Annotated in this window: 10 protein-coding genes and 2 pseudogenes; 5 read left to right on the forward strand and 7 right to left on the reverse strand. The window is 40.2% G+C overall.

Annotated elements, in window-relative coordinates:
• Window positions 1–609, forward strand: a pseudogene (locus SPSYN_RS14380) (transposase); the annotation flags it as partial.
• A gap of 313 nt (window positions 610–922) precedes the next feature.
• Here the strand turns inward: SPSYN_RS14380 and SPSYN_RS14385 are convergent.
• The 7 genes and pseudogenes from SPSYN_RS14385 to SPSYN_RS14405 form a co-directional block, all read right to left on the reverse strand.
• On the reverse strand, window positions 923–1,447 hold the full coding sequence (locus SPSYN_RS14385) for a hypothetical protein (protein WP_161823181.1): 525 nt from the start codon (window positions 1,445–1,447) through the stop codon (window positions 923–925).
• Window positions 1,444–2,649, reverse strand: coding sequence for an HNH endonuclease (locus tag SPSYN_RS15800; RefSeq protein WP_279279322.1), 1,206 nt, complete (start codon window positions 2,647–2,649; stop codon window positions 1,444–1,446). The genes SPSYN_RS14385 and SPSYN_RS15800 overlap by 4 nt, the downstream gene beginning before the upstream one ends.
• A gap of 6 nt (window positions 2,650–2,655) precedes the next feature.
• Complete coding sequence (locus SPSYN_RS15805; RefSeq protein WP_243153070.1) at window positions 2,656–3,675, reverse strand: DEAD/DEAH box helicase; 1,020 nt, start codon at window positions 3,673–3,675, stop codon at window positions 2,656–2,658.
• A gap of 92 nt (window positions 3,676–3,767) precedes the next feature.
• Window positions 3,768–3,911, reverse strand: a complete 144-nt coding sequence (locus SPSYN_RS16510; protein ID WP_423828296.1) for a WCX domain-containing protein — start codon at window positions 3,909–3,911, stop codon at window positions 3,768–3,770.
• Window positions 3,912–4,180: 269 nt separating this feature from the next.
• Window positions 4,181–4,323: pseudogene (locus SPSYN_RS16100) on the reverse strand (integrase core domain-containing protein); the annotation flags it as partial.
• Between the two features lie 6 nt (window positions 4,324–4,329).
• Entirely contained in the window at window positions 4,330–5,148 is an 819-nt protein-coding gene (locus tag SPSYN_RS14400; protein ID WP_161823182.1) for a DUF429 domain-containing protein, read from the reverse strand.
• Window positions 5,149–5,343: 195 nt separating this feature from the next.
• Window positions 5,344–6,393, reverse strand: coding sequence for a nuclease-related domain-containing protein (locus SPSYN_RS14405; protein ID WP_161823183.1), 1,050 nt, complete (start codon window positions 6,391–6,393; stop codon window positions 5,344–5,346).
• Between the two features lie 496 nt (window positions 6,394–6,889).
• Here SPSYN_RS14405 and SPSYN_RS14410 point away from each other — a divergent pair, with 496 nt between their 5' ends.
• From SPSYN_RS14410 to SPSYN_RS14425, 4 genes are all read left to right on the forward strand, one after another.
• Window positions 6,890–7,723 (forward strand): transporter substrate-binding domain-containing protein, encoded by an 834-nt coding sequence (locus tag SPSYN_RS14410; RefSeq protein WP_161823184.1) that lies wholly within the window; start codon window positions 6,890–6,892, stop codon window positions 7,721–7,723.
• 62 nt (window positions 7,724–7,785) lie between these two features.
• A complete protein-coding gene (locus SPSYN_RS14415) occupies window positions 7,786–9,891 on the forward strand; it encodes a two-component system response regulator (protein WP_161823185.1) in 2,106 nt (701 codons plus the stop codon).
• A gap of 51 nt (window positions 9,892–9,942) precedes the next feature.
• On the forward strand, window positions 9,943–11,445 hold the full coding sequence (locus SPSYN_RS14420) for a diguanylate cyclase (RefSeq protein ID WP_161823186.1): 1,503 nt from the start codon (window positions 9,943–9,945) through the stop codon (window positions 11,443–11,445).
• 222 nt (window positions 11,446–11,667) lie between these two features.
• Window positions 11,668–12,858, forward strand: coding sequence for an IS256 family transposase (locus SPSYN_RS14425; RefSeq protein ID WP_161823225.1), 1,191 nt, complete (start codon window positions 11,668–11,670; stop codon window positions 12,856–12,858).
• The last annotated feature ends 214 nt before the right edge of the window (window positions 12,859–13,072 follow it).

The following is a 13,072-nucleotide window of genomic DNA, read 5'->3' on the forward strand; positions in this document are numbered from 1 at the left end:
TATGTTGATGGCAGCAATTTTAAAGACCACCTTGAGGAAGCCCTAAAAGCCGGTCTGACCGTGACCGGAGTATATGGAGATAAAGCCTATTTCCGGCCCGACATCCTTAATCTGATTAAGGAAAAAGAAGCCTCAGCCTATATACCGGTAAGCGCCAGTGCTTATAAAATAGATGAAGATTTGTTCAGCTACAACAAAGACAGTGACCAATGGTTTTGTGTCATGGGAAATGAAACGGTAAAAGTAAAAGCCAAAACCCGTGAACGAAATGGCAAGAAAGAGAAGTTGTTGGAATACAGCTTTGAGCGTGAGCGCTGCCGTAATTGTTCTCACCGGGCTGAATGCATAGGCAAAAGTACGAGAATAGCTAGACTACTGAGAGTCAGTGTAAATACTCCTGAATTATATGAGTATAGTCAAAGAGCAAAAACCCGGGAATTCCTTGATGAGTATCGCAAGCGAGCGAAAATCGAACCCAAAAATGCAGAATTAAAAAGATTTCATGGATTGGACCGAGCCAAAGGCTACGGTCTAAAAAGTGTGCGCATTCAGGCAAAATTAACGGTCCTGGCGGTAAACCTGAAGCGGATAGCCAATATGGTATCCGCTTAAAAAGGTTTTGATGCGCTTTTTTTGTATTTTTCAGACCGTTGGTTGCTGATTAATTTACAATATATGTTTAAGGCAGGCTCTGAGGCGGCTTAAAAAGGGTACTTTTTCAGTGATCTCGGACGGTTCCTTTGTGTCAACAGAAAAACAAGGTAGAATTTTAAAAAAAGGGTTGCGTGAATAAATGCGCCCGGCTGCTTCTTTCGCCAGCCTTGGTCAAAATGATTTGCTACAATATCATTAAGATAATATCTAAACAAGTATTTAATGGCTACAGTTCATAAAAATTTATGCACCGTAGCCATTAAAGTATTTATCGCTTTAGCCTGATTATTATTGTGTCGTCCAGCTTAATTTCAGTAATATTACACGGCGCAAAACCTCTTAAATTAGCCACAAGTCCTAAGTTTCTAAGCGTCTTTTCAATATATTCAACTAGCTGTGCAGATCTTCTTCTATAGCCAAAGACGCCAATAAGGTTTCTAAATTTAATTTTTCGGTATCCCTTATTTGGTGTATAGGTGAGCTGCAGCTTAATGATTTTGAAAAAGCTTTCAATAACGCCTTGCTCGTTGATAGTGCCATCAATATTGTAGGACGCATCCAAGTCCTGCAATAAAATATTAAGCTCGTCCAACTCGTCATACGTAATATCGTATTTATTTAGTTCATTGTAAATAGAATGCTTAAAATGTGCCTTGCTTGTTCTGTATTTAGGCCAGATGGTAGCATTTTGCTGCTCCCATAGTTCATTAATTACTTTTCTTTCATCCGATACTGTCAGGTCAGACATTATAAAATATACAGCTAAATCGTTTGGGGTATAAAAATATTTCACAGCTTATCACCTTTTTTCAGGTTACAGGTCCGGCAAAGCAGCTGTAAGTTATCCTCCTTAGTAAGTCCTCCTTTTGACATGGGTAAAATGTGGTCAATCTGGAACAGCGCTTTATGTGGAGATGTCTTGCCACATATGGCACATTTGTATTGTCCAGAGGTCGTCTTGCCTTTTTCGAATACCTTTGACCTCAGTTTTTTCCCAAAGGCAGGGAATTGTTTGAAGATTTCATGTAACGACAATGCTGAAATTTCTCTTTCTTCGCCAGTAACATTTTCCTTATCAGTGTTATATTCAAATTCGCCCAGAATTTTGTCTATCTCTATTTCAAGCTGCCTTTTGAAGAAATATTTATTTCCAAAATACACCTTGATTAAACTGGTTTCATCATCCCACAAATAATTTATATATGCATTTTGTTCCGAGCGCCGCATATCTTTATCAACTATTTCTTTTGCGATAACGGCCAGGTCTACTTTTCTTCTGTCAATTTCCTCAAACGGTACGAACAGCGGGTCTGAACCTTTTTGGGCATAGTACTTGAGAAGATACTCAATATCACGCATATTATAAGGTGGTATCATATCATCATCGAAATAAGTATCCCTGCACCTGTCCAGCAGCTCCGTAAGCTGTTTTGCATCAATAAACTCTTCTTCGATACCGTAGTCTGCAAAAAGCGCAGGCAAAGCCTTGATTAATTCCTCATACTGAGCTTTTGTGCTGTCATAGACGAGAATTTGATGATTATGCTCTAAGCTGTTTTCATCTATAAATGTAAAAACGTACATTCCAAGTGGCACTCTTTTGATAAAATCAATACTTTCCAATCGAGTAGTGTCTATAGTTTCATTGACTATTCCGGCAAACTCTTCAAGTTTTTCGATAGATATGATGCGGAGCATCCTTTTTTTATGATCATAATTTTTATCTATGAAAGATCCTTCACCATCGATCAGTTTTTCGGGATTTACCCACGCTATTTTATTGTTCCAGTTGTCTACAAAACTAACAATATAGGCATCCTTTGTGCCGCCAGCCTTTTCACCCCGCAAGGCTCGACCGATCATCTGGGTCATTAAAACAGCTGAAACAGTCGGACGCGTAAGAAATACCGTCTGAGTTTTAGGTAGGTCTACACCCTCGGTCAGTATATTTACATTGATGAGAACCTGAATTTCTCCTTTGCTGAATGCCTCAATTTGCCTTTAGTTCTCTTCATTTGAAATATCTATCCCAATAAATTCAGCAGTAGTCCCGGAAACAATAACTCCCGCTTTGATTCCGAGTTTTTTATCGTAATTCTCAAATAACGCTTTTAAAGCAAAGGCATGAATTCTGTTTAGAGCAAATACAATGGTTTGACCGTATTTTGAGTAATTATCGAAATACGTTTTCACAATGAAACGATTGCGCTCTTTATTCTCAGCAATCGTAGCGGCAATATCTTCAGGAATAATATCCAATTGTTCAATACTTTTTATTGCTTTAAGGCCTAATTTATCGCCCATAATCACATCTGTATCACAACTTTCACATATAGGCGTTGAGAGAATACCTCTTTTTATCAATGTGTCTAAATCAACCTTATATAGGATATCATCGGAAAAAACCTGCTTGAGCAGTCCCTTTTCCTGCTCTGATGTGCGAAAAGGCGTGGCAGTAAGCCCCAGTATTTTAATATTTAATTTTTTACTTTTGACATAATTAATAATTTTTTGATAAGACTTGGCTGTCGCATGATGCGCCTCATCAATAACAAGGTAAATTTCTTTTTCATCTTTCAACCATTTATCTAGCATGTCAAGGTTTCTAATGATGCTGTCCTTACTAACGATAAGCACCTTATCGTTAGCTTTAATGTGTATAGGCTTGTCATGCTTTCCCGAAACTATGCGGTATGTAAAGCTTCGCGTATAAATCATCTTTTCGGAATAAGCGTTTTTACAAAATGCTTCCGCAGCTTGTTCTAAAAGTAGATGCCGGTGTGCCACCCACAAAACTTTTTTGTCTTTATCCACGGCATTACTTAACAGCCACGTAGCGGCCGTCCTGGTCTTGCCCCCGCCTGTTGGCAACACAACAAGTGTGCTGAAGGAATCCCGGGTGTCTATTTTATTCAAAGCAGCAATTGCATCAACTTGATGTTCGTATAACTGTTGCGGATTTTTTCCTTTTATAATTTGAACGGTACCAGCATTTTTGTTGGTCACAATCATATCATCCATTAAAATACCCCCTGTTTATATAGAAGACTTAACAATTATTTTTCATATACCGCCAACACCAGCCTGGCATACTCGCAAATATCAACTTTCAGTCAGTCCGGTTTAAGCACTTCCACCATCTCGCCCCACTGCATGATCCATGTTTTCATCTTGGCCATACCGCTAATCTCGAAGGAGATCACCACACCGCCGTCAGGCAGCTCCGCTTCAATAACCTGCGAAGGGTGGTAAATCAGATTTTAACCCGGTTCGCCACCGCCGGGTTAAAGCTTAACCTGACCCGGCAGACCTCCCCGTCATTGACATATACTCCGCAGTGTCCAAGGTGGACCCCATTGTCAAGACAGTTTTTTGATAAATTTAAGAGCCCAACATATATTAGGTTGGCTTGTTAACAGTCAAGTTGTTGGGATTATTAACCATCCATATTTATATTTGTAACAATATCCCTGGTGGTAGCCACCTTTTTTTGTATATTTTTTGTATATTTTTGGCAGGGTTTCATGTAGAATTCTGCAGGCGTCTCGTAATCCAGTGCTTGGTGAGGACGGCGATAATTTTATAAAAGTTTAGATAGCGGGCAATTCTTTGTCTGGCTTCTCGGGGACTGATGTACTCGTTTAAGTATACCTCCTCATACTTGATCGTTTAGCTTCATTTTTTAGTGACATTACACAGACTAACGGTATTTATAATTGTAGTAAGCCTTGCTTTTATATGTTCATCAGCAGGTATCAATATGTAACCGTCATTCTTGTTGCCAACTACAATACTTTGGGCATCCCCATACAGCCAATACCGCCACACAGTATAGGCAGCAGCTGCTGAGTCAAGGTAATCCGAGACTTGCTCAAGTTCGTTGACCGTCATGCCGATATTTAAATCCGGGTGCAACACATTAAAATTTTCCGTGGTTAAAGTAGGACTAAATACAATACCATCACGGAGCTTTATAAACCTTCTAATTAGCTGAATGTTATGTTCCAACCCGTTAATTCGCTTGTCTTTATTCACCTTACAGCCCTTGTATTTAGGCACCTTTATCTTATTAAATTCAGTTTTAAATTCCTTTAGCGTCAAGAGTCCTTGCCGAGATATTTCCCAATACAAATACTTAAGTGTGGCATAGGGGTAAATCTCCATTATCGCCCGGACGGGCATGCGTGGGTTTAGTGAATCTACAAAATGCATTCCCGGTATCTTGGATTCGAAAAGGCTAACCAGGTGTTCTCCGCGCACTCCATTGTACTGTTGGTTAAACAAATTTCTGTTTGCGGGATAAGCCGGCAAATCAAGTTTACCCATAACAATCTCACACGGCCGTTGTTTGGTTACCCATGTCGGAATAATCAGCGGTGCATCAATGCCTACTATAATGCCATCTTCGTCATCTTGTCCCAGGACATATTCTAAAATTTCGTCATCGGTCTTTACTATACAATTGCCCAGGATATTGGACTGTTCATCAATCACTGTAACCGCACATCTTGGCAACTTGGGTTAGTTTCAATTTTCCAGGCTATGTCTATGCCTATAAACTTCATTTATAAAAACCTCAACTTTGATTTTACTAAACAAGCGGGGTTTAATCCTTTATCAGCCTGTGTAGACTTCTTTAGCCTTGGTTGGTCCGGTGTCCCGCTCCCGGTCAATAATCATCAAACCGCCTCACTTTACTTCATTAGTTAAATAAAAATACCACACACCCTGGCGGTACTTGTCCCGGTTCACCGGTCCGGCTTCTCGACCCACAGAGATATATTTTTGTCTGACCGTTTCGGCATCAACTTTATTGCCAAAAACACGCACGTAATCCCGGCCATTCTTGGTACGCCCGGTTTCCAATTCAACCCCGGTTCCCTCGGCAGTGGCTAAGTTTTTATTGCTACCGGTCGCCGGTGTACCTGCTGAACTTGTTTTTTCTCTTACCATACTGCTTTGCCCGTCCGTTCTGATCTCAGATGCCTGCTTTTCACCGGACACGGCAGTCTCCTGTTGGGCCGGCTGCATATTTCGCAGTTGCGGGTAAGCCAGCAGCAAAGAAATCTTTTCAATTTGTTCCGCGTTTAAAAGCACCTCTTTATGCTTCCTTAAATAAAAAGCAAGGCCAAACGCTCCGTCCAGCACCGGCATGGAGCAATCAGTGGTCTTTAACCAGGACGCCCTGGTAAAAACCACAACGGGCTTTATCCACTGCACCGCAGGAAAAGATAAATTGAACATGCCGGTCTGCTCCAACCACTTCCTGAGCAGCTTTACATGCCTGAGATTTTGTTTGGTAGGGCTGTGGCAGGAGACCCATTTATTACCCTCTCTACGCTTCCACCGGTCCTTGTAACCGGTAAAGGCACCGTCCCAAGCCTTTGTTTCGATGACAAACATACCGGGCGGCCCGATAACTATATGATCTGTCTGGGCAAAAACCTCCGGTTCAGGCTCCACCACCACATCATTCATTAAAATCCATTCTTTAGAAAGCACAAGGCGAAGATGGATGCCCACGTTCAACTCTCCGCCTTCGCCCTTGTTGTTATCTTTATTCCTTTGTATGTCAAAAGCCATGCCCGCCAGCGGTTTAACAGCCCAGGATATAAAAGAGGGGACATTATTATCAATACGCTGTTTCATGGAGTCCTTCTCTGCCTGGACTTTAGCCAGTATTCTTTTGCGAAACTCTTCCCGGATGGCTTCGTCCTGGCGAACAATTCGCGCAGCCATACGCTCACCTACAAATATTTATTATTATGTGTCTTGTTTCAACAAATGGTTGCATTTTCCTGCAGATAAATTATAATCAAATGCTCTGCATCTTTTTATTGGATCCGCTTTCAGCACAAAGTACGGCGCATACATATCAAGTAAGCCTACTGTAATATCAGATTAGGGATATCGGGCCGGAAATAGGCTTTATCTCTATATACTCCGGTCACAGTCAGACAGGCTTGCAGGGCTTCCTCAAGGTGGTCTTTTTTTTATCGTGTAGTATTTTACTCGCTTATTATTTATGTGCCTGGTGAGGGTTAACAAAATAACAAATCCGCTCCAACTAAAAATTTTCTCTAATCTGGAATGAGTTAACATTATTATTGCATTTTCAAAGGAAAATACAATATTTTTGTTGTATATTTAAATAAATTGATTTTGTTTCTTATAATGGTTTGTTTATAGCGGGGACATTTGTTGCCATTAAAGCATAAGGAGAATGAGTATACAAATGAGAAGAATTATTGCATTATTTATTTTCCTGGTCATTATAATGCCGGTTATAGCAACACCCTGCTTTTCTACCGGCAATAGCATCAACTGGACTGAGGATGAACTTTCTTTTATGAACGAACATCCTGTTATTCGACTTGGGGTGGACCCTGGATTTGTGCCATTTGAATTTATTGATGATGATGGAGAATACAAAGGTATTGCTGCAGACTATCTTGCCCTGATTAGCGAAAAGACCGGGTTGCAATTTGAGGTTGTAAAAGGCTTGACCTGGCCCGAAGCTTACGATATGGCGCTGGCGGGTGATGTTGACGCATTACCTGCTATTGGCAAAACAAATGAAAGAGAAGAACACTTCCTCTTTTCCGAGCCTTATTACTACTATAAAAGAGTCATTGTAACCCGTGATATGGATACCCAGATATCGGGTATAGACGACTTGGAAGGACTCACTGTAGCTGTGCAGCGCAATAGTTCGCATCACAGCTATTTATTGTCTTATCCGAATATAAATCTCAGTCTTTATGAATCTGTCGAAGCCGCACTAGCGGCTGTAGCGACGGGGACAGAAAAAGCTTTTATCGGAAACCTCGCCACAACAAATTACCTCATACGTGCAAACGGGATGACGAATCTCAGATTTGTATCGTTTGAGGCTGAAAAACAGCAAGCCTTATATTTTGCTGTTCGAAAAGACTGCCCTGAACTGGTAAGCATCTTTAATAAAGCTATGGATACCATAACCGAGGGTGAAAAACTTGCCATCAACAACAAATGGCTCGAATTGGATACCGATATTGATTACGGTCCTATTATTCGTACTTTGTCTTGAGGAATTAAAATAGTCTCCTGGGAAACCAGGAGTGAGGGTGGTCTGAAGAAGGAGGGCCAACAATGATAATTAAGATTTTGGTAGTTGACGATTCTGCATCCGACAGATTGATCATCAAAAACATGCTAAGTGAATATTGCATATTGACTGCTTGTGACGGTGTGGAAGCCATGCAAGCGCTTGAGGAGCATGACGGGATTAACTTGCTCATACTTGTTCTAAATATGCCTAATATGAATGGGTTTCAGGTTCTTGAATCCCTAAAAAAGAATGAGCGGTTTAGTAAGCTGCGCACGATAATATTGACAAATAATGATGAATTGGACAATGAAATAAAGGGATTGAAGCTTGGTGCTGTTGACTATATCCGTAAACCAATTCAATTCGAGTCGTTGAAGGCCAGGATAGATGTTCACGTTGCACTGCTGCGTGCTAAGCAAGAACTGGAGCAAAATTTGGATGAACAGGCATTTAACTTTGATATGATTTTCGAGCAGTCTCTTATCGGTATTGCAATTTCACTTGGCATTGAGCCGGAACACTCCAGTGATACCATAGTAAAAATTAACTCAATGTTTGAGCAGATTACAGGCAGAACAAAAGAAGAGCTTATTAAATTAGGCTGGGCAAAGATTACGCATCCCGATGATTTGGAAGAAGATTTAGTTAATTTCAGAAAACTGCAAGCCGGTGAGATCAAAAGTTATACAATGGAAAAACGATTTATAAAGCCTAAAGGGTCGATTGTATGGGTATATATGATCGTCGCGGCCCTTGCTCCACCGGGCAAAATCGGTTTTGAGCACATATGCTTTATTAAGGATATCTCGGACAGAAAGCAAATTGAAAACGAACTTAGATACATTAATGAACACAACAGGTTGACAGGCTTATATAATCGCGATTATTTGGAGGCTCGATTGAAAAATGACACCAAACAAAAGAAAAGGTCAAAAAGAGCACTTATTGGTATTAATCTAAGTACAGTTCAGTTGTTAACAGCTAATTTTGGCTTTCTTTACACACAGGATCTAATAAAACAAGCCGCTGAGGCCCTTAGCCGGTATTGCACTGATAATCGTCTTTTATTCCAAACAGCTGAAAATCGATTTCTCTTCTATCTCGCAGACTACAAAGATAAAAAAGAGTTGGATGATTTCAGTAAAACAATTGAGTACGGTTTGGAATCCTTGTTTGCAGCAGAAAGAATGGGCGGTGGGATTGGGATTCTTGAAATTGATGAGAACCAAGATAAATTCGATCTAGATTTACTTATGAGAAGGCTCCTGATAGCGTCGGAAAAGTCTATCAATATGTCTGAAGGAGGAAACTTTAAAGCTTGCTTTTACGACGAGGAGCTGGAATCCCTGATAAATCGCGAAAGAGACATAATGGAAGCTCTTTTCGCAATAGTAGCGGACGATGATTCCAATGATGAACTGTTTTTGCAGTATCAGCCGATTTTGAATTTAAAAAAGGGTTCAATTTGCTGTTTTGAAGTTCTGGCTAGATTAAAAACACAAAAACTTGGATTGGTTTCGCCTGTTGAATTCATTCCGATAGCCGAGAAAACCAAATGTATTATTCAGATCGGCGATAAAGTGATTGCCGGCGCATTTTATTTTTTAAATAAGCTCAAGGAGCATGGATATGTCACAATAAGTGTTTCAATTAATGTTTCTGTTTTTCAGCTGTTGAGACCCGACTTTACAAGCAGGTTGTTTGAAATGATAACTGCAATGCAGGTTAACCCGGAGAATATCTGCATTGAAATTACGGAATCGGCCTTTATTTCAGATTATGAAATAATCAATCATATTATAGATAAACTTAAAGACTACGGGCTGCGCATAGCTATAGACGACTTTGGGACAGGCTATTCATCCCTGGCCAGAGAAAAGGAGTTAAAAGTTGATTACCTTAAAGTTGACAAATATTTTATTGATAAGCTGTTAGATACAGACCCGGATAAAGCTATAACAAGCGATATCATTTCAATGGCACATAAACTTGGGCATTGCGCAATTGCTGAAGGAGTTGAGCATAAATGCCAGCTGCAGTATTTGAAAGAACATGGCTGCGATAACATTCAGGGTTATTTCATTAGCAAACCGCTTAATGAAGATGATGCTTTTGAGTTTCTCGAGGGCTTCTGCTGTGGGTATTAAGCTCTGCATGAATATAAGTGGAGATTTCTGATTTTTATTAGGAGCTTTGAAATGATAGATAAGGGAAGCAAGTATAATATAATAATTTCTTCTCGCGTTTTGCTTATAGCGGTAGCATTGCTACTCTCATTGGGAACTGTTAATGTTTTTGCAAATGAGCATTTTGACAATTCAAAAACGATTGTTTTCTTAGGTAACGAAAAGATTGCTCCCATTATTTACAATGAAAAAGGAACAGCCAAAGGCGTGGTAGTTGATATTGCTAAAGAGCTTGGCAAAAAAATGGGCTGTGGAATTGAAGTGAGGGCGATTAATTGGGATGAAGCTCAACGCATGGTGCTGCTGGGAGAAGCTGACGCACTACTTCAGATAAACCCGAATCCTGAACGAGAAAAGTTATATGATTTTTCTGATGAACTGCTGAAATCCGAATTCTCTATATTCATTAAAAACGGTAATCCAAGTATTGAAAACGTCGATGACTTAAAGAATAAATTAGTTGGAGTTGAGAGCGGAGGCTACCCATTTGCTTTATTGCAGAAGCACGGTGGAATAAACATTGAGCTAATTTCTGACTGGAAAACAGGATTCCTAAAGGTTGCAACTGGTGAAATAGATGCAATTGTAGTTGATAGGTGGATTGGTGAATACGAATTAGCGCAAAGCGGAATAAAAGGTATACAAATTTTGAATGAGCCCATTGAAACACAGTATTCACGAATAGCTGTAAAAAAAGGCAATAAAGAGCTACTTAGCCATATAAATAGCGGTCTAAAAGAAATAAATGAAGATGGAACAATCGCTGATATACTTAGTAAATGGAAAGGGAAAAGAGTGATCTATCTAACAGAAGAAAGTTTAAAGAGCACTTTACTCTACTCGGTGATATCATTTCTGGCTTTAATTTTGCTTGTTTCACTGTATTGGGTTATTAAATTTAAAAAATTGAGTAAAAAACTAGAATCTGAAGTTAAGCAAAGAACTCAAGAATTGCATGATGCCAATGAATTGCTTCGAAAAGCGAATGCGGAATTAGAAAAAATTTCAATGGTTGATAAGCTTACCGCTATTTCAAATCGAAGATGTTTTGATGCTACTTTTCAAATGACATGGGGAATAAGTATGAGAGAAAGGCAGTCTTTGGCATTAATTATGATAGACATAGATAATTTTAAACTCGTTAACGACACATACGGGCATTTAGCTGGAGATGAATGCCTAAAAAGCGTTGCTGCGGCAATAAAAAGTGTTATTAAAAGAAAGGGAGATATGGTGGCACGCTTTGGTGGCGAGGAATTTATAGTTATGTTGTTAAATACTACAGAAGAGGGTGCAGCAATCGTTGCTGAAGATATCCGAAAGAAAATAAAGAGCTTGGCAATTAAAAATGAGGCGGTAGATTCAGTGATAACAGTTAGCTTAGGTGTGGCAGCGGTAATCCCTAATGATAGTATGCGTCCTGATGAACTGATTAATGCGGCAGACAAAGCACTATATCAAGCTAAGAAAGATGGACGTAATAAAGTCGTTAGACAGAGTATTTTACAAGCTTAGTACTATAAAATTAGACGGTCGGGATTGTATAATGGGGGTATGTCCATAACTTTGTGTAAAATGAGGCCTAAAATGAAACACGATAAGCCACTCTTTGCAAAGCTCAATGTCTGGGAGGCTGAATAAGCACCCGTGTAAATGGCAATAATCTCCATATGGAAAATAAAAATAAATGGAGGTTATAGCGTGAAAAGAGCAAAGAACATACTCACGGACAAAGAAATGGAACTGGTAAGTCTGCTAATGCAAGATTGCCAAAGCACGGGTGATATACAGACAAAGCTAAAACGGCTGTTCGCCGGTACAATTGAACAGATGCTAGAAGCCGAGATGGATGAACATTTAGGCTATGAAAAGCATTCGGTAGAGGGCAACAACAGCGGTAATTCGCGCAATGGTTACAATCACAAGAACATTATCAGCGATTACGGTGAAAGCGAAATCGCCATACCCCGTGATCGTAATGGTGAATTTGAACCAAGACTCCTTGGCAAGCGACAAACCCGAACCGATGAAATTGAGCAGAAGATAATGGCGATGTACTCTAAAGGTATGTCGCAGCGTGACATAGAGGATAACCTGCGCGAGATATACGGGGCGGACATCTCGCAAACCTTGATTTCAAAGATCACAGATAAAATTCTGCCGGAAGTAAACGAGTGGCAAAACCGCCCGTTGGAAGAGATTTACCCGATAATTTACTTTGACGGCATTGTGTTCAAAAGCCGTAAAGACAGCCAAATTATCAACAAGTGTGTCTATTCGGTTCTGGGCATTGATATGAACGGGCAGAAAGATATATTAGGGATTTGGCTAAGCGAGAACGAGGGCGCTTCATTTTACGCAAGTATTTGCTCCGACCTTAAAAAACGTGGCGTTACAGACATTTTTATTGCTTGCCATGATAACCTGAAAGGGCTTGGAGAAGCCATAAACGCAGTATTTCCAAAGACCAAGCAACAGTTATGCATAGTGCACCAAATTCGCAATTCTACTAAGTTTGTGCAATACAAGGACAGAAAGGAAATCTGTGCTGATCTCAAGAAAATTTACGGCGCGGTAAATCTTGACGACGCGGAGTATGCAAAAGAGGAGTTTCGGGAAAAATGGGATAATAAATATCCGTCAATTATGCGGTCTTGGGACACAAATTGGGCTGAACTTACTACGTTTTTCAACTATCCCGAGCAGATCCGTCATCTAATCTACACGACGAATGCAGTAGAGGCATACCATAGAATGGTGCGAAAATTCACGAAAGCAAAGGCGATTTTCCCCACTGACGACTCGATAAGAAAGGTTGTTTTCCTATCGGTCAAAGAAATAGCCAAAAAGTGGACCATGCCGGTGCGGAATTGGGCAATGGCGTACAGCCAGATTATGATTTTCTTTGCAGATAGATTTGCAGCTTAAAAGCCGCATGGGGGCTCTGCCCCCATACCCCCGAGGTTTATACGCTTTGGGCTTACCGGTAAAATGAAAAACAGCGAACAATAAGCCCGCTGTTTTACCGTATAAGCCGTAGCAAGCGTGGGTCGCTCCTCAGCGTTGCCCTGTTTATGCTACAGTAAAAGTATTACCAAAATTATGGATGGTTATTCCATTTACACTAAAGCATGTTCAGAAC

The sequence above is a fragment of the Sporotomaculum syntrophicum genome (assembly GCF_009932395.1).
In the GTDB taxonomy this organism is placed as follows: Bacteria; Bacillota; Desulfotomaculia; order Desulfotomaculales; family Desulfallaceae; genus Sporotomaculum; species Sporotomaculum syntrophicum.